The 20,932-nt window shown below is 72.2% G+C and carries 19 protein-coding genes; 8 read left to right on the forward strand and 11 right to left on the reverse strand.

Annotated elements, in window-relative coordinates:
* Nucleotides 1–85 precede the first annotated feature (85 nt).
* The 5 genes from F4560_RS10705 to F4560_RS10725 all read left to right on the forward strand — a co-directional run bounded on the left by F4560_RS10705 (nucleotide 86) and on the right by F4560_RS10725 (nucleotide 7,190).
* Entirely contained in the window at nucleotides 86–520 is a 435-nt protein-coding gene (locus F4560_RS10705; protein ID WP_184919090.1) for a YybH family protein, read from the forward strand.
* 36 nt (nucleotides 521–556) lie between these two features.
* Complete coding sequence (locus tag F4560_RS10710; RefSeq protein WP_184919092.1) at nucleotides 557–1,285, forward strand: isocitrate lyase/PEP mutase family protein; 729 nt, start codon at nucleotides 557–559, stop codon at nucleotides 1,283–1,285.
* A 35-nt stretch (nucleotides 1,286–1,320) separates the two neighbouring features.
* A complete protein-coding gene (locus F4560_RS10715) occupies nucleotides 1,321–2,112 on the forward strand; it encodes a thioesterase family protein (protein ID WP_184919094.1) in 792 nt (263 codons plus the stop codon).
* Between the two features lie 42 nt (nucleotides 2,113–2,154).
* Nucleotides 2,155–6,060, forward strand: a complete 3,906-nt coding sequence (hrpA, locus tag F4560_RS10720) for an ATP-dependent RNA helicase HrpA (protein ID WP_184919096.1) — start codon at nucleotides 2,155–2,157, stop codon at nucleotides 6,058–6,060.
* 320 nt (nucleotides 6,061–6,380) lie between these two features.
* Entirely contained in the window at nucleotides 6,381–7,190 is an 810-nt protein-coding gene (locus tag F4560_RS10725) for an aminoglycoside phosphotransferase/kinase family protein (RefSeq protein ID WP_184919098.1), read from the forward strand.
* A gap of 217 nt (nucleotides 7,191–7,407) precedes the next feature.
* On the opposite strand, the gene F4560_RS10730 is transcribed toward F4560_RS10725, so the two are convergent.
* Together F4560_RS10730 and F4560_RS10735 are read right to left on the reverse strand one after the other, a co-directional pair.
* On the reverse strand, nucleotides 7,408–7,884 hold the full coding sequence (locus F4560_RS10730) for a hypothetical protein (RefSeq protein WP_184919100.1): 477 nt from the start codon (nucleotides 7,882–7,884) through the stop codon (nucleotides 7,408–7,410).
* 149 nt (nucleotides 7,885–8,033) lie between these two features.
* Complete coding sequence (locus tag F4560_RS10735; RefSeq protein ID WP_184919102.1) at nucleotides 8,034–8,522, reverse strand: MarR family winged helix-turn-helix transcriptional regulator; 489 nt, start codon at nucleotides 8,520–8,522, stop codon at nucleotides 8,034–8,036.
* A 58-nt stretch (nucleotides 8,523–8,580) separates the two neighbouring features.
* Here F4560_RS10735 and F4560_RS10740 point away from each other — a divergent pair, with 58 nt between their 5' ends.
* Both F4560_RS10740 and F4560_RS10745 read left to right on the forward strand, forming a co-directional pair.
* Nucleotides 8,581–9,426, forward strand: coding sequence for an NmrA family NAD(P)-binding protein (locus F4560_RS10740; protein WP_184919105.1), 846 nt, complete (start codon nucleotides 8,581–8,583; stop codon nucleotides 9,424–9,426).
* On the forward strand, nucleotides 9,423–10,289 hold the full coding sequence (locus F4560_RS10745; RefSeq protein ID WP_184919107.1) for an NAD(P)H-binding protein: 867 nt from the start codon (nucleotides 9,423–9,425) through the stop codon (nucleotides 10,287–10,289). Before F4560_RS10740 ends, F4560_RS10745 begins: the two co-directional genes overlap by 4 nt.
* Nucleotides 10,290–10,366: 77 nt before the next feature.
* Here F4560_RS10745 and F4560_RS10750 read toward each other — a convergent pair whose 3' ends face one another.
* The 7 genes from F4560_RS10750 to F4560_RS10780 all read right to left on the reverse strand — a co-directional run bounded on the left by F4560_RS10750 (nucleotide 10,367) and on the right by F4560_RS10780 (nucleotide 17,985).
* Nucleotides 10,367–11,335, reverse strand: coding sequence for a protein phosphatase 2C domain-containing protein (locus F4560_RS10750; RefSeq protein WP_184929052.1), 969 nt, complete (start codon nucleotides 11,333–11,335; stop codon nucleotides 10,367–10,369).
* Nucleotides 11,336–11,337: 2 nt separating this feature from the next.
* Nucleotides 11,338–13,314, reverse strand: a complete 1,977-nt coding sequence (locus F4560_RS10755; protein ID WP_446692406.1) for a serine/threonine-protein kinase — start codon at nucleotides 13,312–13,314, stop codon at nucleotides 11,338–11,340.
* Nucleotides 13,315–13,911: 597 nt separating this feature from the next.
* On the reverse strand, nucleotides 13,912–14,874 hold the full coding sequence (locus F4560_RS10760) for a glutamate ABC transporter substrate-binding protein (RefSeq protein ID WP_184919111.1): 963 nt from the start codon (nucleotides 14,872–14,874) through the stop codon (nucleotides 13,912–13,914).
* A complete protein-coding gene (locus F4560_RS45500; RefSeq protein ID WP_312869068.1) occupies nucleotides 14,871–16,154 on the reverse strand; it encodes a GlnX family signal transduction membrane protein in 1,284 nt (427 codons plus the stop codon). Before F4560_RS45500 ends, F4560_RS10760 begins: the two co-directional genes overlap by 4 nt.
* 141 nt (nucleotides 16,155–16,295) lie before the next feature.
* The gene (gene ybiA, locus F4560_RS10770; protein ID WP_312869070.1) at nucleotides 16,296–16,799 is read right to left on the reverse strand and encodes a riboflavin biosynthesis intermediates N-glycosidase; all 504 of its coding nucleotides are present in this window, start codon (nucleotides 16,797–16,799) and stop codon (nucleotides 16,296–16,298) included.
* Between the two features lie 58 nt (nucleotides 16,800–16,857).
* Nucleotides 16,858–17,433, reverse strand: coding sequence for a pyridoxamine 5'-phosphate oxidase family protein (locus tag F4560_RS10775; protein ID WP_184919112.1), 576 nt, complete (start codon nucleotides 17,431–17,433; stop codon nucleotides 16,858–16,860).
* A 21-nt stretch (nucleotides 17,434–17,454) separates the two neighbouring features.
* Nucleotides 17,455–17,985 (reverse strand): antibiotic biosynthesis monooxygenase, encoded by a 531-nt coding sequence (locus F4560_RS10780; RefSeq protein ID WP_184919114.1) that lies wholly within the window; start codon nucleotides 17,983–17,985, stop codon nucleotides 17,455–17,457.
* Between the two features lie 97 nt (nucleotides 17,986–18,082).
* On the opposite strand from F4560_RS10780, the gene F4560_RS10785 reads away from it, so the two are divergent.
* Entirely contained in the window at nucleotides 18,083–19,126 is a 1,044-nt protein-coding gene (locus tag F4560_RS10785) for a threonine aldolase family protein (RefSeq protein ID WP_184919116.1), read from the forward strand.
* A 186-nt stretch (nucleotides 19,127–19,312) separates the two neighbouring features.
* Here F4560_RS10785 and F4560_RS10790 read toward each other — a convergent pair whose 3' ends face one another.
* Both F4560_RS10790 and F4560_RS10795 read right to left on the reverse strand, forming a co-directional pair.
* Nucleotides 19,313–20,521, reverse strand: coding sequence for an RNA polymerase sigma factor (locus tag F4560_RS10790; protein ID WP_312869074.1), 1,209 nt, complete (start codon nucleotides 20,519–20,521; stop codon nucleotides 19,313–19,315).
* Nucleotides 20,522–20,534: 13 nt separating this feature from the next.
* Nucleotides 20,535–20,891, reverse strand: coding sequence for a YciI family protein (locus F4560_RS10795; RefSeq protein ID WP_184919120.1), 357 nt, complete (start codon nucleotides 20,889–20,891; stop codon nucleotides 20,535–20,537).
* Nucleotides 20,892–20,932 lie beyond the last annotated feature (41 nt).

Consider the following 20,932-nt stretch of genomic DNA (forward strand, 5'->3'; position numbering starts at 1 on the left):
GGGGATGTCGAGAATGCCCAGCCAGCTTCTACGTCACCAGTGGAAGGCGCCCGACGGGGGTGCCCCATCGGGAAGGACCATCACCATGAGCCAGCACGTCCGAGTCCGTGACCTGCTCGAAGAGCGCGCCGCCGCGATTCGCGCGGGCGACGCCGACCGCCTTGTCGCCGACTACCTGCCCGACGCCGTCACGTTCACCATGGCCCCGCCGCTCAAGCACACCGCGCCGGAGGTGACGGATCCGGAGGCGATGCGCGCGTGGTTCGCGACGTTCGACAGCGCCGTGGACTACGAGATGCGCGACCTGGAGATCACCGTCGAGGGCGATCTCGCGTTCTGCCACAGCCTCAACCGCATGTCCGCCGTCCCGCAGGGCCGCACCGAGGCGTTCGACCTGTGGTTCCGCTCCACGGTGTGCCTGCGGCACGTCGACGGCGCGTGGCGCATCGCGCACGAGCACGAGTCCACGCCGTTCTACATGGACGGAAATTTCGGGGCGGCCCTGGATCTGAAGCCGTAGTGTTGCGGCGTTGATCAACGGGGGACTGGAGTCGATGTGAGCAGAGCCGACGCGAGCGCGGCACGGGCACTGCGGGCGCTGCACGTGCCGGGTGATCCGCTGGTGCTGCCGAACGTGTGGGACGCCGCGTCCGCGCGGGTCGTCGCCGACGTCGGTCACCCGGTGGTCGCCACGGCCAGCGCCGCGGTGTCCGCCGCGCTCGGCTACCCGGACGGCCACGGCATGCCCGCCGACGAGGCGTTCGCCGCCGTCCGCCGGGTCGCCTCGGCCGTGGACGTGCCGGTGACCGCCGACGTCGAACGGGGTTACGGCCTGTCGCCCGCGCGGATCGTGGAGCGGTTGGCCGAGGCCGGCGCGGTCGGCTGCAACCTGGAGGACTCCGACCCCGCCACCAACGCCATGGTCGACGTCGCCGAGCAGGTCGACTTCCTGGCGGCGGTGCGTGCGGCCGACCCGGACCTGGTGATCAACGCCCGGGTGGACGTGCACATCCACGGCGACGGGTCGTTCGACGAGAGCGTGCGGCGCGCGCTGGCCTACTTCGAGGCCGGCGCGGACTGCGTGTTCCCGATCGCCCTGCCGGCCGCCGACGTCGCGCGGTTCGTGCGCGCCGTCGGCGGCCGGCCGGTGAACGTCGGCCACGACCCCGGTCCGCCGACCGCCTCGGAGTTGGGTGTGGCGCGGGTCAGTTTCGGCCCGCGCCTGCACCGGCAGCTCATGGCCCAGTTGAAGACCGTGGTGACGGACCTCCGCGCGGGCACCTGAGCTACTGGCGGGTAACGTCCATTAGGGTGATCCCCATGCATGAGTGGGACGCCGACACGCGGGTCGATCCGACGGGGGACGGGCGGTTCACCGCCCACCTCACCGACCGGTGGAGCGGCCCCGGCGGACGTCCCAACGGCGGCTACCTCGTCGCGTTCTGCCTGCGGGCGCTCGGCGAGGTGCTGCCGCACCCGGACCCGCTCGTGGTGAGCGCGCACTACCTCCGGCCCGGTGTCGTCGGCCCGGTCCGCGTCGACACCGAGGTGGTCCGTACGGGCCGCAGGCTGTCCACCGGTGAAGCGCGCCTGAGCTGCGGCGACCGTGAAGTGCTGCGCGTCGTCGCGTCCTACGCCGACCTCGGGGCCGCCACCGGCCGCACGCTGGTGCTCGGCGAGGCGCCCGACCTGCCGCCGCCCGACGAGTGCGTCGACGTCCACGGCGGCGCGCGCCGGTCTGACATCACCGTCGCCGACCGCGTCGACCTGCGTGCGCCCAAGCCCCACGGCTGGGCGCAGGGCCGTCCGACCGGCACCCCGCACACCGAGTTCTGGATCCGCTTCGCCGACGGCCGGCCCGCCGACACCGCGAGCCTCGCGTCCCTGGTGGACTCCGCCGCGCCGGCCGTCCTGGAACTCGGTGAGATGGACTCCACCACGGTCGAACTCACCGTCCACGTGCGTGCCCGGCCTCTGTCGGAGTGGCTGGCCGCCCGTGTCACGACCCGCTACCTCGTCGGCGGCCACCACGAGGAGGACGTCGAACTGTGGGACGCCACCGGGCAGCTCGTCGCCCAGTCGCGTCAACTCGCGCTCCTGCCCGCCGGATAATCGGCGGCCCCACCAGTCCCACCCGGATATCCTTTACCCCAAATGAACCCGATGTCGCACGCTGACCTGCGCGAACGCCTGTCCGAACTGATGCCGCGGGACCAGCGGAGGCTCAGTCGCCGGCTCGACGGCGCGCGCAAGGTCCGCGACGACAAGGCGCGGGCGGCCGTCCTCGCCGAGATCGAGGCCGAAGTCGAGGCCGCCGACCTGCGGGTCGCGCTGCGCCGCGAGAACGTGCCGAAGATCACCTACCCGGCCGAGCTGCCCGTCAGCGCCCGCAAGGACGACATCGCCGCGCTCATCCGCGACCACCAGGTCGTGATCGTGGCCGGCGAGACCGGCTCCGGCAAGACCACCCAGCTGCCCAAGATCTGCCTCGAACTCGGCCGCGGCGTGCTCGGCCAGATCGGCCACACCCAGCCCCGCCGCCTCGCCGCCCGCACCGTCGCCGAACGCGTCGCGCACGAACTGGGCACCGAGCTGGGCAGCGCCATCGGCTACAAGGTCCGGTTCTCCGACCAGTCCGGCGATGAGACGCTGGTCAAGCTCATGACCGACGGCATCCTGCTGGCCGAGCTCCAGACCGACCGGATGCTGTCCCGCTACGACACGATCATCATCGACGAGGCGCACGAACGCAGCCTCAACGTCGACTTCCTGCTCGGCTACCTCAAGCAGCTCCTGCCGAAGCGGCCCGACCTCAAGGTCGTCATCACGTCGGCGACCATCGACCCGCAGCGGTTCTCCCGCCACTTCGGCGACGCCCCGATCATCGAGGTCTCCGGCCGCACGTACCCCGTCGAGGTCCGCTACCGACCCGTCGTGGACCCCGAAGACCCCGAAGCCGACCCGGACCGCGACCAGACCCAGGCCGTCTGCGACGCCGTGCGCGAACTCCAGGCCGAAGGACCCGGCGACGTGCTGGTGTTCCTGTCCGGCGAACGCGAGATCCGCGACACCGCCGACGCCCTCGCCGCGCTGGACCTGCGCAACACCGAGATCCTGCCGCTGTACGCGCGGCTGTCTTTCGGCGAGCAGCACCGCGTGTTCCAGCCGCACACCGCCCGCCGCGTCGTGCTCGCCACCAACGTCGCCGAGACGTCGCTGACCGTGCCGGGCATCAAGTACGTGGTCGACCCGGGCACCGCGCGCATCTCCCGCTACAGCCACCGCCTCAAGGTGCAGCGGCTGCCCATCGAACCCGTCTCCCAGGCGTCGGCCAACCAGCGCAAGGGCCGCTGCGGTCGGATGTCCGACGGAATCTGCATCCGCCTGTACAGCGAGGACGACTTCGACGCCCGCCCCGAGTTCACCGACCCGGAGATCCTGCGCACCAACCTCGCCTCGGTCATCCTCCAGATGACGTCCATCGGGCTGGGCGACATCGCCGCGTTCCCGTTCATCGACCCGCCCGACGCCCGCAACATCAACGACGGCGTGCAGCTGCTCCAGGAGCTGGGCGCGCTGCTGCCCGCCGAGAAGCAGCTGACCCCGCTGGGCCGCAAGCTCGCCCAGCTGCCCGTCGACCCGCGCCTGGCGCGCATGGTCATCGAGGCCGACCGCAACGGCTGCGTCCGCGAGGTCATGGTCATCGCCGCCGCGCTGTCCATCCAGGACCCGCGCGAACGCCCGTCGGACAAGCAGCAGGCCGCCGACGAGTTCCACGGCCGGTTCAAGGACCCCGACTCGGACTTCACCGCGTTCCTCAACCTGTGGCAGTACGTGCGGGAGCAGCAGAAGGCGCTGTCGTCCAACCAGTTCCGCCGGCTGTGCCGCAACGAGTTCCTCAACTACCTGCGCGTGCGCGAGTGGCAGGACATCTACCAGCAGCTGCGGCAGGTCGCGAAGACCCTCGGCGTGCACGTCAACGACGAGCCCGCCGACCCGCGCAACGTGCACATCTCGCTGCTGTCCGGGCTGCTGTCCCACATCGGCGTCAAGGACGTGCCGAAGAAGCGCGATCCGGGCAAGCGGGTCTCGACCGAGTACCTGGGCGCCCGCAGCGCGAAGTTCGGGATCTTCCCCGGCTCCGCGCTGTTCCGCAAACCACCGCAGTGGGTGATGGCCGCCGAACTCGTGGAGACCTCGCGGTTGTGGGGCCGCACCGTCGCCAAGATCGAACCCGAGTGGGCCGAGAACCTGGCCGGGCACCTCGTCAAGCGCACCTACAGCGAACCCCACTGGGAAGCCAAGCGCGGCTCCGTCGTCGCCATGGAGAAGGTCACGCTGTACGGGGTGCCGATCGTGGCCGCCCGCAAGGTCAACTACGGGAGCATCGACCCCGAGCTGTCCCGTGACCTGTTCATCCGGCACGCCCTGGTGCAGGGGGAGTGGACCACCCACCACAAGTTCTTCCACCGCAACCGGGAACTGCTCGCCGAGGTCGAGGAACTGGAGAACCGGGCCCGCCGCCGCGACATCGTGGTGGACGAGGAGACCGTCTACGCGTTCTACGACGAGCGTGTGCCGGCCGACGTCGTGTCCGTGCGGCACTTCGACACGTGGTGGAAGAAGACCCGCCACACCGAGCCCGAACTGCTCACGTTCGACAAGGCGATGCTGGTCAACGACCGGACCGCGGTCACCCCCGAGGCCTACCCCGACGAGCTGCGCCGCGGCGGACTGACCCTGCCGCTGACCTACCGGTTCGAACCCGGCACGGCCGTCGACGGCATCACCGTCGACCTGCCGCTGCCCGCGCTCACCGCCCTGCCGGACGACTCGCTGTCCTGGCAGGTCCCCGGCCTGCGCACGGAACTCGTCGTCGCGCTCATCAGGTCGCTGCCCAAACCGGTCCGCCGCAACTTCGTGCCCGTGCCCGACGTCGCCGCGGCCGCCCTGTCCGGCATCGACCCCAACGAACCCCTGCTGCCCGCGCTGGAACGCGAACTGCGCCGGCTCACCGGCGTCGTCGTGCCCCGCGACGAGTGGCAGCTCGACCAGGTCCCCGAACACCTCAAGCTCACGTTCCGGATCGTCGGCGAGGACGACCGCGAGCTCGCCCGGGGCAAGGACCTCGGCGCGCTGAAGGCCAAGCTCCAGGGTCAGCTGCGGGAGACCCTGGCCGCCGCCGCGAGCAACCTCGCCCGCACCGGCCTCACCACGTGGACCATCGGCGACCTGCCGCGCACCGTGCAGCGCCGCCACTCCGGCATCGTCGTCACCGCCTACCCCGCGCTGGTCGACAAGGGCGACACGGTCGCGGTGGAAATCCTCGACACCCCCGGACGCCAACGGCAGGCCATGTGGCGCGGCACCCGCCGACTGCTGCTGCTCAACGTGCCGTCACCGGTCAAGAGCCTGCAACGCGGCCTGAACAACGCCGAGAAGCTCGCCCTGACCCGCAACCCGCACGGCGGCGTCGCACCGCTGCTCGCCGACTGCATCGCCGCCGCCGTCGACAAGCTCCTGCGCGACGCCGGCGGACCGGTGTGGGACGAGTCGGCGTTCACCAAGCTCACCGACACCGTGCGGCGGGGCCTGGGCGAGACCACGTTCGACGTCGTGCACAAGGTCCGCAAAGTGCTGGAAGCCGCACAGGACGTCGAACTGCGCATCAACGGCGTGCGCGGCCCGGTGTTCGAGGAATCGCTCGCCGACGTCCGCACCCAGCTCACCGGCCTGGTGCACAACGGTTTCGTCACGTCGGCGGGCGCGGACCGGCTCACCGACGTGCACCGCTACCTGCAAGGAATCTCGCGGCGGCTGGAGAAGCTGCCCGAGAACGTGAAGCGCGACCAGGAGTGGATGGACCGCGTCCACGCCGTGCACACCGAGTACCGCGAACTGCGCGCCGCCCTGCCCGCCGACGAACCGCACGAGGAGCTGGACGAGGTGCGGTGGATGATCGAGGAACTGCGGCTGAGCTACTTCGCCCAGACCATCGGCACCCGCTACACCGTGTCCGACAAGCGGATCTTCAAAGCCCTCGACGCCGTGCCCCGCTGACCGCCCGGTAATCCGGTTGAGCGGGCCGGGCAGGGTCGGTAGCGTCGGCCCCGTCCGGTTGATCAAGGTTCGGTTGTCCAGGAGGCTGACGATGACGTGCATGGTTTCCGGTGGAGTCACGATCGCTCCGACCGGGGAGCGCGCCGCGCGCTGACCGTGCCGCCGACACGTCGTCGGCCGTAGCAGCTCAGCGAGACAGAGCGCGCACCCCTCCTCGACTCGGAGCGGTCCTCACCGGCCCGCGGGGTTCCTCCCCGGGCCGCCGGCATCGCCGCGCGCGGTGCCGTGACCCGCGTACCGCACTCCACGAGGAGAAATCCGTGCATTCCGCATCATCCGGACCACCCGCACAGCCGTTGACCGCGGCCGAAGGCGGACCGAGCGACGTCACCCACTCCGACGGGACCATCCTGCGTCCCGCCCGACCCTGGACCACGACCGTCCACGCGCTGCTGCGCCACCTGGAGGACGTCGGCTTCACCGGCGCGCCCCGCGTGGTCGGCGACGGCGTCGACGCGGACGGCAACGAAGTCCTGACCTACATCGACGGCGCCATCGTGCACCCGCACGCGTGGACCGACGAAGGTGTCCGGCAGGCCGGTGCGCTGCTCCGCGACCTGCACGACGCCACCGCGGGGTTCCGGCCGCCGCCGGACGCGGTGTGGCAGCCGTGGTGGATGCACCACACCGGCCCGGACACCGTGATCGGGCACTGCGACGCGGGTCCGTGGCACATGGTGGCCCGCGACGGCCTTCCCGTCGGGCTCATCGACTGGACCCTCGCCGGTCCGGTCGACCGACTCGACGAGATCGCCGCCGCGGCGTGGTGGAACGCCCAGTTGCACGACGACGACGTCGCCGAGCGCAACGACCTGCCCGACGCCGGCCACCGCGCCCGGCAGTTGGGACTGTTCCTCGACGGCTACGGACTCCCGTCCCGCGACCGGGACGGGCTCGTCGGCCGGATGATCGAGTTCGCGATCCGCGACTGCGCCGCCGAGGCGACGTACGCGGGGATCACCCCGGACTCGACCGACCCGGGGCCACTGTGGGCGCTGTCCTGGCGGGCCAGGGCAGCCGCCTGGATGATCCGCCACCGAGGACTGCTGGAAGCGGCCGCCCGGCGTTGACCCGGGGCCCGCTCACATAGGCAGTCGTGAGGCAGGGCAGGGCCGTCGGCCCTGCCCTGCCCTGCCTTCTGGAACCAGCCGTCCCGGACCACGGCCGCACGGTGTCGCCCGAACTCCCGGTTGATCGTCCGAAGTGGACGTGCCGGTTCGGTCGCGCGGGTCGCCGGGTGGTGGCGCGGCCGGCCGGCTCGACCGGAACGTCGCCCGCCGCGGGGGACTACCGGGACGCCCCACCCGTGGACGGGTCGGCGACCAGGCGGAACAGGTCGCGCGTCGGGTGCACGTCGACCGGGATGCGCGTCCCGACTTCGATGATCTCCTCCCCGCCGACGAGGTGGCTCGTGGTGAACGGCGGCCGGCCCGGCACGGTGACCAGCATCCGGACCCTGGTGCAGCGGTCGTCCTCGCCGCACCACACGCGCTCGGCGGACGTGACCTCGCCCATGACGCGCACGCCGGCCGTGTCCAGGTCGCGCCACACGCGCTGGTCCCGCACGGTGCCGACGACGGCCAGGACCAGGACGACCACGGTGAGAGGAGTCAAGACGAGACCGGTCACGACGACGCCCACCTTGTCGTCGTCGGGGACGTACCCGTTCAAAGCGGCCAGCAGGATCAGGGGACCGGCACACACGACCAGGAGCCCGAGCGCGGTCCAGATCGGCTGCTCGGCAAAGCCCGTCGGACGGTTCACCGGACCTTCCGCCTCGGGTAATCCGCCACTCGTCACGGTTCGAAATAGTACGGACCTGATCCAGTCGGCGGTGCCGGTTACTCGCACTTCTCCAGCAGCCACGATCGCCTGACCGCACCCTGGGCGCCGGGATGCCGGATCCAGGCTCCTTAGTCGGCCGACAGCTCCTCCGTCGCCGTGCGGCCCAACGCCGTCGTCCGGCGCAGGAAGTCCGCCAGCAGCGCCAACTCGTCCTCGCTGTACCCCTCGAACAGCCCGTCCATCGCCGAGTTCATCCCCGAGTACAGCCCGAACAGCTCGGCATTGCGGTCCTTCACCGGCCGCACGGTCACCGCCCGCCGGTCCGCGGCCTGCGGATCGCGTTCGCGCGTGACCCACCCGCCCTTCTGGAGCCGGTCGAGGATGCCGGTCAACGTCGCCGGGTGCAGCCCGGCGCGGCGTGCCAACTCGCCCGGCGTCATCGCACCGTGCTTGAGGATCAGCTCCAGGCAGTCCAGGTCGACGTCCTTCAGCTCCAGCCGCCGGCCGACCTGGTGGTTGAGCAGCGACAACTGGTTGCGCAGGTCGCGCAGCGCCTCCTTGATGGCCGTGACGGTCCGACGCCGGTCCCGCGCACTCCCTGAACTTATGGAACTCATATGATATGGTCTCCGTATCGTATCCGATCCACACGGAGTCTAACCGGGGGAACCAGCCATGACCGTCCTCGTGACGGGGGCGACCGGCACCGTCGGCCGCCACCTCGTCCGCCTGCTCGACGGACCCGTGCGCGCCGTGAGCCGCGACCCGCACGCCGACCTGGGCCCGCACGACGCGGAGCACCGCGTCTCGGTCGTCGACAACGACCCGATGCACCTCGTGGGCGTCACCGCCCTGTTCGTCCACCCGCGCGCCGTCGCCGACCCGGCCACCCTCGTCGCGCGGGCCCGTGCCGCCGGTGTGGGCAAGGTCGTCGCGCTGTCCGCGTCCAATGTGGACGACGACCCGGCCGACCAGCCCTCACGTCACCGCGGCGACCGCAACAAGGAAGCCGAGGACGCCGTCGCCGGCAGCGGCCTGCCCTGGGTGAGCGTGCGCGCCGGGTCGTTCGCCGGGAACACCGCCACCGCCTGGGCACACCAGATCCGCGCCGGCGACGTCGTTCACGGGCCCTACGCCGACTTCTCCGAGGCGCCGCTGCACGAACGCGACCTCGCCGAGGTCATCGCCCACGCGCTGACCACCGACACGCTCGACGGCCGCCGCGTCGAGGTCACCGGACCCCGTTCGCACACCCACGACGAGCTGGTCGCGATCATCGGCGGCGCACTCGGGCGACCGCTGCGCTACCAGGAGATCCCGCCCGAGCAGGCGATCGCCAACTTCGTCCGGGCCGGCCTGCCGGAGCCGTTCGCGCACGCCCTGATGGCCCGTTACGCCAGGGGAGCGGGCCTGCCCGCCACCGTCACCGGCGAGGTCGACAAGATCCTCCGCCGCCCCGCCCGGACCTATCCCGACTGGGTCGCCGACCACCTCGACATGTTCACCGGAGACCACTCATGACCATCCTCGTCACCGGGGCGGCCGGCACCGTCGGCCGGCACCTCGTCACCCAGCTCCTCGCCGCGGGCCACCAGGTCCGGGCGCTCAGCCGCCACCCCGAAGCCGCCGGGCTGCCCGCCGACGTCGAGGTCGTGCGGGGCGACACCACCGACGTGGACAGCCTCGCCGCCGCGTTCGCCGGCGTCACCGCCGCGCACCTGATCAACTTCGGTCGCGGCTACCAGCCGCTGGACAACGGCGAGCAGATCGTCGCCGCCGCGGTCCGCGCGGGCGTCCGGCGCGTCACGCTCCTCGGCGGCTGGTCCGAAGGCACCCTCGAACCCGCCGTGCGCGCGAGCACGCTCGACTGGACCCAGCTCCAGCCGCGGGCGGACTTCATGGCCAACACCCTCGCCGACTGGGGACCGCCGCTGCGCGCCCACGGCGTGATCCGCGAACCGCACGGCGACCGGCTCGGCGCCTCCGTGCACGAAGCCGACATCGCCGCCGTCGCCGCCACCGCCCTCACCACCGACGGCCACGCCGGGCAGACCTACACCATCACCGGCCCCGAAGCGCTCACCCCGCGCGCCAAGGTCCGGCACCTCGCCGACGCCACCGGCCGTGACCTGCGGTTCGAGGAACTGACCCCCGACCAGGCCCGCGCGCTGTGGACGGCCGAGCCGCCGCCGTTGCAGATCTACCGCGTCGCACCCGGCGGCCCGGCGGAGAAGGCCGACTTCGTCCTCCGGCTCTACGCGAACGTCCCCGAGTCCGGCTCGACGCCCACCGACACCGTCGAACGCGTCACCGGCCGGCCCGCCCGCACGTTCGCCCAGTGGGCGGTCGACCACGCCGACTCGTTCCGGCCGTCAGCCGCCTGAACGAGGGGTGACCGGGTCCGCGTGGACCCGGTCACCCCTCGTCCGGGAACACTCCCTCGTCCGGGAACACTCCGGACTCAAGCGCCGTGCCCGCCCCGCAGCTGCACGACCACCACCGTGATGTTGTCGTGCCCGCCCGCCTTCAACGCCACGTCCACCAGCTCCCGCGCCACCTCCACCGGCGGCAACCCGCGCGGCAGGACCTCCAGCAGGTCCTCCGGCTCCGGCACGTAGTTCCACAGCCCGTCGCTGCACAGCACCAGCAGGCCCGCCGTCTCCACCCGGAACGTCACCGTCTGCGGCGCCTCGATCCCCGAGTCCGCGCCCAGCCACCGCGACAGCACGTGCGCCCGCCGGTCGGTCAGCGCCTCCTCCTCGGTCAGCACACCCTCCGCCACGAGCTGCGCCGCCCACGTGTCGTCCGTGGTCAACCGCGCCGCACCACCGGCGGCCACCAGGTAGGCGCGGCTGTCGCCGACCCAGCCCACCGTCGCCGACTCGTCCGTCACCACCGCCGACACGAACGTGCAGGAAGGCGCCACCTCGGCCGCCTCCGGCCGCGCCAACCGGCTCACCGCGTCGTTCGCCGCCACCACCGCGTCACCGGTGGACTTCTCGGCGTCCGTGCCGGACTGCAACCCGGTCAGCAGCACGTCCGCCGCCGTGTCCACCGCCGTCTGCGACGCCCGCTCGGCCCGCTCCGACGACGCCACCCCGTCGCACACCACCACCGCGACACCACGCCCGCGGACCCGGCCGAACGCCATCGAGTCCTCGTTGCGCCGCCGCCGCTTGCCCCGGTCGCTCACCCCCGCCACCGCGGGCAGCACGAACTCCACCCGGTCCCGCGCCGACGGCCGCGCCCGACCGCACGCCTCGCAGAACCCCTCCGCGTCGAACTCCTCACCGCCGCACGCGCACATCGGCGGCCACTGCGCGGCCGGACCACCCACCGGTGTCCGCTGCACCCGCAGGTTCCGGCCGCACGCCTCGCAGAAGCGGTCCTGCGACGTCACCGGCGACGCGCACTCGGGACAAGACTCCATCGTCACACCAACGTCCTGGGCCGGACCGCGTTCGCGCGGTCGACGAGCGCGATGCGCTCCTCCGGGGTGTCCGCCAACCGTGCCAACTGCCGATAACAGCGTTCCAGGCCCGACCTCAGACCCGACTCGCTCAACTCGCAGCCCACCAACCTCCCCTGAGGCGGGGAACCGTCGCCCGGCAACGACTCCAACGCTACGCGGAGCAACTCCGCCGTCAACCCGGCCCGCCTCGCCACGTCCAACTCCAACCCCGACAGCCGCGCACCGGCCGCCATCACATCCGACAACGTCCCACCGGCCGACTGCGCCCGCACCGCGGCGACCTGCGCGGCCACGTGGTGGACCGACGTGTCGGGCACCGAGTGCAGCACGTCCACCGCCGCCTCCCGGTCGCCCTGCGCCGTCAACACCCTGGCCAGCCCGAACGCCGCCGACACGTACGCGTGGTCGGTACGCCACACCACCTCGTAGCCGCACGACGCCGCGTCCCGGTCGCCCTGCGCCTCCGCGCACACCGCCGCCGCCAGCTTCGGCGCCGGCTCACCCGGCAGCACGTCGCACACCTGCTCGAACGCGGCCCGCGCGTCGTCCGCCCGGCCGGCCACGAGCGCGGCCACACCCCCGTACCAACCGGGCCGCCAGTCGTCCGGCGCGGGCGTCAGCGGATCGTCCGGATCGTCCGCGTCCGAGGGGGACGTCAGCTCCGCCAGCTCGGTGACCGCCTCGTCCAGCCGGCCCGCCTCGATCAACGCCCGCACCACCTGCAACCGCACCTCGACCGTCTGCACCGGGGCCGCCCGCAACGCCGCCACCACCTGATCCGGGTCGCCCGTGGTGGCGGCGGTCGCCAGGAACCCTGCCGCCGCGTCGGCCGTGTCCACCTGCGGCACCGGCAGGCCCGTCGCCACCGCCCGCACGTCCAGCCCGCCCTCCGTGCCGAACGCGCGCCGCTCCGGCGTGAACTGGCGTGACACACCCGGCCGCGGCACGTCGTCCTGCTCCGCCAACACCTCCCGCAGCACGCCCGTCAGCTGCTCGGCCATCTCGTCGGCCGTGGCGAACCGCTGCTCCGGATCCGGGTGCGTCGCGCGGCGCAGGAACCGGTGGAACGACTCGTGCCGGCGCAGCAGCGGCTCCTCGTCCGGACTCGGCAGCGACTCCTTGTGCCGGCCGCGGAAGTCGAACCGGAAGCTCATCACCGCCAACGCCCGGCCCACCGTGTACAGGTCGGACGCCACCGACGGGCCGACCCTGCCGATCTCCGGCGCCTGGTAGCCGACGGTGCCGTAGATGGGGGAGTGCCGGTCGTCGACGCGCCGCACCGCCCCCAGGTCGATCAACTTCAACTGCTCCTCGGTCTGGATCACGTTGTCCGGCTTGAAATCGCAGTACAGCAGGCCCACGCCGTGCAGGTAGCCCAACGCGGGCAACACCTCCAGCGCGTAGGCGATCGCCTGTGCCAGCGGCAACGCCCCGGCGCCCGTGCCGTGCTTGATCATGTCCTTGACCGAGGTGCCGCCGACGTACTCCATCACGATGTAGTCGACCAGCTCGCCACTGGCCCGGTCCTCGTGCCGCACGAAGTTGTGGATCTTGACGATATTAGGGTGCTCCACCTCGGCGAGGAACCGCCGCTCCGCCATCGCCGCCGCCATCGCGTCCGCGTCACCGGAGTCCAGCAGCCCCTTCAACACCACCCAGCGGTCGCTGACGGCGTGGTCGAGGGCCAGGTAGATCCAGCCGAGGCCGCCGTGCGCCAGGCATCCGAGCACTTCGTACTGGTCGTGCAGCACCTCGCCGGGGGCCAGCTTCGGCGTGAACGAGTAGTGGTGCCCGCAGTGCGCGCAGAATCCCTCCACCTGGCCGGGCCTGCCCTCCCGACCCCGACCGACCGCCTTGCCGCAACTGGAGCAGAACCGCTTCGCCTCGGGCACTTCGGGGTTGGTCAGGACGGCCGTCTTGGGATCCCGGTAGGGCACCCGCGGCACCTCCACCAACCCCGCCCCCAACCGACCTCGGGCGGACGACCGGGAAGCCCCCGACGCCCGCCGCGTCCGGCCGGCCGACCCGGTCGAGCCCCCTGAGCCACCGGAACCACCACCTGAACCGCCGGAAGCGCCCGCACCCCCACTACGCGCGCCACCGGCCGGACCGGCCGGACCGGCCGCAGCACCCAACGGCGCCGTGCCTGGCCCTGTCGCAGGGCCTGTCGCAGGGCCAGTTACAGGGCCAGTTACAGGGCCGCTGTAGGCGCCAGTGGCGGGGCCACTGTCCCGCTTTGCCACGGGCTCACGGTCCCGTCCAGTCGCGGGGCCACTGTCCGGCCTGGTCGCGGGGCCGCTGTCGGGACCGTCGTCCCGGTCGGATTGGTGTCCGTTGTGGGGAATCGTGCTCATCGAGGGACCTCCGTCCTCGCCGGCACCGCATCGAACTCCGCCACATCCCGAAAACGTCTCCGCAGCCCGTCGAGTGCCCCACCCGTCTTCACCACGACCACCGCCCGCCGCCCACCGAGCTGAACAGCACCCTGAACAGCACCCTGAACAGCGCCGCACCACACCCGAAGTCCGTCCATGTCAGTCCCGGTACACCGCGACCGGCGGGGCAGGGGGAGGGCCGAGCCACCGCTGGTGCAGCCGCGCCCACGTCCCGTCCGCCCGCATCCGCTCCAACAGCGCGTTGACGAACCGCACGAAGTCCTCGTCCGCCTTCGGGACCGCCATCCCGTACGGCTCGTCGGTGAACTTCGGGCCGACGATCTTCGTGTACGGGTCCTGCGCGGCGAACCCGGCCAGGATCGTGTCGTCGGTGGAGATCGCGTCCACCTGCCCCTGCTGGAGCAGCACCAGGCAGTCCGTCCAGTTCGGCACGGACACCGCCACCGGCCGCACCGGCGCGGCGGCCACGTTGGCCAGCGAACTCGACCCCTTCGTCGCGCACACCCGCTTGCCGCCCAGCGACTCGATGCCCGTCACGTCCGAGTTCGACGGCACCAGCACCCGCTGCCCGGCCTCGTAGTACACGGTGGAGAAGTTGACCCTCTGCCACCGTTCGCACGTCACCGTCATGGTCCGCACCACGATGTCGACCTCCCGGTCCTCCAGCGCCGGGATGCGCTGCTCGGACGTCAGCACCTTGTACTGGATCGCGTTCGGATCACCGAACACCGCCCGCGCGACCTCCCGCGCCATGTCGACGTCGAAACCCTCCAACTCGCCCGAGAACGGGTTGCGGAACCCCATCTGGAACGTGTTCTGGTCCACGCCCACGATCAGCCGGCCCCGCTGCTGGACCCGCGCCATGGTCGACCCGGCCGGCATCTGCCCCGGCACGGGCAGCGGCCCTGTCGGACGCAGGCTCGCCCTCGGATCGCACGACGCGGGCGGCACGGCGGGTGCGCTGGGCGGCGCGGTCAGCTCCACCACGTCCGCCGGCAACGGCAGCACGGCCGAACCGCCACCGATCGGCGGCGCGCCACTGGGCACCGGGGCGCACGCCGCGAGCACCACGGCGAGCAACGCCGCCACCGCGGGCCTCACCGGTACTCCTTGAGCCGCTGCCACAACCCGAACGACGACGCCACCGGCGCCAGCAACGCCAGCACCACCACCAACGGCACCGCACCGCCCAACGCGGCCCGCGCCCGCCCGATCGCCTCGGTCAGCTCCGCCCGCGCCGCGCCGATGGCGTCCACCAGGTCGGCGTCCAACGCGTCGAACGCCGTGGTCGCGCCCGCCGGGTCCGGCCCCAACGCCAGGTCCACCGCCGCGGTGAAGTCGCCCTCGTCGTCGGCCGCACGGATCCGACGGTGCGCCTCCTGCCACCGCACGTGGTGGTCCACCGCCCCCACCACCGCAGGCGTCCCGTCCAACGCCCGCGCCCGGCCCAGCAGGTCGGCCAGGTTCCGGTCCGCGTCCAGGTAGTTCTTCTCGTACTCCGCGCCGCTGCCCCGCGCGACCAGCGTCAACGTCTCGTCGCCCCGCGCGGTGAGCGTCGCGATCCGGGACCGCGCCAGCAGGTCCACCAACGTCGCCTCGTTCTTGCTCTCCGACGCGTGGTAGACCACGAGCAGGCTCGCGAGCAGCACCCACAGCAGCGAGAACGCGGTCAGCGCGGTCGCCACCACCAGACCGGGGTTGAGCACCCGGTTCGTCCGGCGGGTCAGGTACCGCTGGACCAACACCAGCACCACCAGCACCAACGCGCCCAGCAGGAGTTCCAGCCACGGCAGCGACGCGGCGTCCTCCAGGTCGCGCACCACGTTCCGGGTCTCCACCTCGTACAGCTCCCGCGCGGCGGGCAGCAGCTGCGTGCGCATCAACGTGGACGCCTCACGCAGGTACGCCGCACCGACAGGGTTGCCCTGCCGGTTGTGCGCGCGGGCCGCTTCGACCAGGCCCGTGTAGACCGGCAGCTGGCCGGACAGCGTGGACAGCGCCTCGATCAGCTCGGGGGAGCGGGTGATCTCGCCGGTCGCGGTGGACAACGCCGCGGCGGCCTTCGCCACATCCGCCTCGTACCGCCGCCGCAACACCGTCGACTCGACACCACCGGACAGGAACGCGCTCGCCGCCGCGGCGTCCGCGTCCGCCATCGCCCGGTAGACCTCCTGGGCGGCGAACGCCAGCGGCTCGCTGCGGTCGGCCAACGCCTCCAACGCGTCCGACCGGCGCTGCACCGACGCCGCGGTCGACGCCCCGACCAGCAGGCTCACCACGATCAGCAGCAGGGCGAGCAGGCTCAGCCGACCCGGCGTGCTGCGGGCCAGACCGGTCACCCGCCGCACGGGACCGCGGTTCCGCTGAGCCTCGACCAGCACGACCGCCCCCTTCCCGAGGTGATCGGCGCCACTCGCCGCTCCGTTAGCGTAGATCGAAATACGCCGATCGGACCGCGATTGACCCCAACCGGCGCGGCACGCCCGGACGCACTTCGCGCGGCGCCCTCGGTCGGGTGACGCTCAGCCCCGCCCGAGCCGGTCGCGCACCTCCATCAGGGCCTCACCCAGCAGGTTCAGGCCGCGCCACGTGGCCGGATCGGCGGCGCGCTCGTCGTCGGCGGCCAGGCCGATGCCCCAGATCCGGTCCAGCGGGCTCGCCTCGACCAACACCCGTTCCCCGGTGCCCAGCAGGTACTCGCGCAGGTCGTCGTGCGCGCCGAACTTCGCCAGGTTCCCGCGCACGACGACGTCGAGCCGCCCGGCCACCCACGTGTCGTCGTCGAACCCGCGGACCTGGCGGCCCAGGGACTTCGCCTCACGGGGCGTGCGCGCCGCGAGGACCCGGGCGGCGGTGTGCTCGTCGCCGAACATCAGCGCCTTGCCCCACATCATGTAGTGCTCGGCCGTCCGGTAGTCGCGCCCGTCCTCGGTGAACGGCGCCTCCCACCACTGGCTCAGGCACTGCTTGCCGACCGGTGCGCCGGGCTTCGCCTCGTGCCCCCAGAAGAACAGGTATTTCGCCACGGCGCAGACGATGTCACACGGCGCGCGTCACACGAACGGGTTTTCAGCGCGGCAGGTTTCAGCGCGGCGGCAGGGGCAGCGGGACGGCGGGCAGCCCGTCCAGGCTGACCGCGACGTGCTCCTTCTTGTCGCAGTACGCCGCGAACTCCTCGTCGGACTTGCGCTCGAAGTACTCCTCGTGCAGCGTCCGCTCTTCCCGGTAGTCCATGAACGGCACCGCGAACCCGCACGTGTCGCTGATCAGCTTCGCGGTGACGACCACGACCGCCCGCAACGCCGGCCCGTCCGCGTCGCCGAACCCGGCGACCAACTCCGCGAACCTCGGGTCGTCCCGGAACACGGGCTCACCCGTCCCGTGCACCCGGACGATGTTCGGCGGACCGTCGAACGCGCACCACATCAGCGTGATCCGGCCGTTCTCGCGCAGGTGGGCGATGGTCTCGGCGTGGCTGCCGCCGAAGTCCAGGTACGCCACCCGCTGCTCGTCCAGCACCCGCCAAGTGCCCTTGCGGCCCTTCGGCGACAGGTTCAAGTGTCCGTCGGCCGACAGCGGCGCGGTGGCCGTGAAGAACACCGGCTGCGCCTCGATGAACTCGCGCAGGCGCCCGTCGATCCGTTCGTAGGTCTTCCCCATGCTCGCAGTATCAACGCCGGATCAGCCTTCGACGACCCTGTAACGCCGAACGTCACTTCCCTTGAGACCGGTGAACGACCGTACACGTCGCCACAGGTCGGACACCCCGACCGCACCGTCCCCACGGGCCAACGCGTCCCGGTGCGCCTGCGCCGACGTCCACTCCGCGTAGTTCAGCACCCGCAGGCCGTCCGAGCTGATGTGGAAGTGCCCGGAGATGCCGCCCGGGTCCGGCTCGTCCTCGGCCGCCAGCGCCGAGAACACCAGGTCGATCCACTCCTCGGCGACGCCGGTCCGGTCGAACTCCACCGACACCAGCACCACGCAGCCGACCGGCCGGTCCGGTGAGGCCAGGCCTCCGGACCGGTAACGCCGGTACGCCACCCCGCCGTCGACGTCCGCCGGGCCGGACCACTGCGAGTAGGTGACGGGGTCACCGCCTTCCAACGGCTCCAGCCACCGCACGTCCAGCAGACCGTCGGGACGGGGTTCGAACGGCACGCGGCCGTAGTGGACGAGGACGAGTTCGGCATCGGCACGGGTCAGATCCATGACTCCGACGCTAAGCGCGGCGATCCCGCCATGAATCCGTCACATGACCGGTCAAACCCCGTTGCACGCCGTCCGGCCGCGACACCAGACTCCGGCAATGGCATCCGAGACCCGCCGTTCCCTGATCCAGCACTCCAGGCTCCGCCGCGACCCGCACGCGATGCTGCGCCGCATGCTCGACCGGGTCGAGCCGGGAGCCCTCCTGGACGACCCGACCAAGGAACTCGAACAGCGGATCGCCGACCTGCTCGGCAAACCGGCCGCCCTGTTCTTCCCCTCCGGCACGATGGCTCAGCAGGCCGCGCTGCGCGTGCACGCCGAACGCACCGGCCGCCGCACGTTCGCCGCGCACGCCCAGTGCCACCTCGCGCTGTGGGAGGACGGCGGCTACAACGCGGTGCACGGCCTGCGGCACAAGACCGTCGGCGACCACCACGGCCTGATCACCCTCGACCACCTCGCCGAGGTCCGCGAACCGATCGCCGCGCTGCTGCTGGAACTGCCGCAACGCGAGATCGGCGGCCTGTTGCCCGAGTGGGACGACCTGGTCGCGCAGACCACATGGGCCCGCGAACGCGGCGCCGCGACGCACATGGACGGCGCCCGCCTGTGGGAGGCGCAGACCTACTACGAACGGCCGTTCGCGGAGATCGCGGACCTGTTCGACACGGTCTACGTGTCGCTCTACAAGAGCCTCGAAGGCGTGCGCGGGGCCGTTCTCGCGGGCGACCAGGAGACGATCGACTCCGCGTCGGTGTGGCGGCGCAGGCTCGGCGGCGCGATCCCGGACGCCTGGCCGCTGGCCGTCGCCGCGCTCGTCGGGCTGGACGACGTGCTGCCCCGGATGGCCGAGTTCCGCGACCACGCCCGCGCGGTGGCCGCCGCCATCAACGCCGACGGCTACGCCCGCACGTACCCCGAGGTGCCGCAGACGCCGCTGTTCCACGTCCACGTGCCCGCGTCGAAGAAGGCCGTGCAGGCGGCGGCGAAGCGGATCCACGACGAGACCGGCGTCGAACTGCCGAAGCACCCCAAATCGTCGCCCGATCCGGGCCGGTGCACCATCGAGTTGACCATGGGCGTGGTGTCGCTGGAGTTCACCCCGCAGGAGGTGGCCGACCTGATCCGGCAGCTGCGCTGACCCGGCTAGCCCGGCTAGCCCGGCCGGTCCGGCTGACCGGCTGCCCGGCTGCCCGGCTGACCCGGCTGCCCGGCCGGTTCGGCTGCCCGGCTGACCCGGCTGACCCGGCTGACCCGGCTGACCCGGCTAGCCCGGCTAGCCCGGCTGTCCGGCTAGCCCGGCTGTCCGGCTAGCCCGGCTGTCCGGCTAGCCCGGCTGTCCGGTGACGGCGTCGAGCCCGCGTCGCAGCAGATCGCGCTCGGCGTCGTTCCCGGCCAGGTCCAACGCCCGCCGGTACGCGTCGGCCGCCGCCGAAGTCCGTCCCGCGCGACGCAGCAGGTCGGCGCGGACGGCGTGGAACAGGTGGTACCGGTCCAACGCGGCCAACCCGTCCACCAGCGCCAACGCCGCCTCCGGCCCGTCCACCTCGGCCACCGCGACGGCCCGGTTCAACGCCACCACCGGGCTCGGCGTCAACGCCAGCAGGTGGTCGTACAGCCGCACGATCTGCGCCCAGTCGGTCGGCGGCGGATCGCTGTGGACCGCGTTGATCGCCGCCTGCACCTGGTACGGGCCGGGCCGGTTGCGGCGCAGGCACAGCCGGACCAGCGCGCGGCCCTCCTCGAGCATCTCCCGGTCCCACGACGAGCGGTCCTGGTCGGCCAACCGCACGAGGCCGCCGTCCGGGCCGGTGCGCGCCGGACGGCGGGCGTGCAGCAGCAGCATCAGCGCGAGCAGGCCGACGACCTCCGGCTCGTCCGGCATGAGCTCCGCCAGCACCCGACCGAGCCGCACCGCCTCGGCGCACAGGTCCTCGCGCACCAGCCGGTCACCCGAACTGGCCGAGTAGCCCTCGTTGAACACCAGGTACACCACCGCGAGCGCACCCCGCAGCCGGTCGGGCAGCTCCGCGTCGCCCGGCACCCGGTACGGGATGCGCGCGTCCCGGATCTTCGCCTTCGCCCGGACCAGCCGCTGCGCCATCGTCGACTCCGGCACCAGGAACGCCCGCGCGATCTCCGCCGTCGACAGCCCGCCGAGCAGCCGCAACGTCAACGCCACCCGCGCCGCCTGGTTCAACGCCGGGTGGCAGCACGTGAAGATCAGCCGCAGCCGGTCGTCACCCACAGCGCCCACCTCCACGGGCTCGTCACGCACGTGCAGCAGCGCCGCCTGGGCCTGCTTGTCGTCGCGCGCCGACTCCCGGCGCAGGCGGTCGATCGCCCGGTTGCGGGCCGTGGTGATGATCCAACCCGCCGGGCTCAGCGGCACACCGGTCTCCGGCCAGCGCCGCACGGCCTCGGCGAACGCGTCCTGGACCGCTTCCTCGGCGACGTCGATGTCGCCGAAGACGCGGACCAGGACGGCCACCGACCGGCCGTACTCGGCCCGGAAGACCTCCTCGACCGGCGTCACGTCCGCTGTCACCTCATCCGGGGAAGTCCTGGAACGGCCGGACCTCGACCGGCAGCGTGCACGCGACGCTCATCCGGCGGCCCCACTCCAGCGCCGCGTCCAGGTCGGGCACGTCGATGATGTTGAAACCGCCGATGTGCTCCTTGGACTCGCTGAACGGACCGTCGGTGACGACCACCTCGCCGTTCTCGCCCGGCCGCAGCGTCGTCGCCGACTCCGGCGCGTGCAGTCCGCCCGCGAACACCCACACGCCGGCTTCGCGCATGTCGGCGTCCACGGCCTGGACGTCCTTCATGATCCGTTCCAGTGCCTCCGGCTCGGGAATGTCGTAGCCGGTCGGCTCGATCACGCTGATCAGGTACTGGGTCATCTCGTCCTCCTCGGAGCGGGTTCCTGCGACGCCCTCTACAC

The organism is Saccharothrix ecbatanensis (assembly GCF_014205015.1).
GTDB classification, from domain to species: Bacteria; Actinomycetota; Actinomycetes; order Mycobacteriales; family Pseudonocardiaceae; genus Actinosynnema; species Actinosynnema ecbatanense.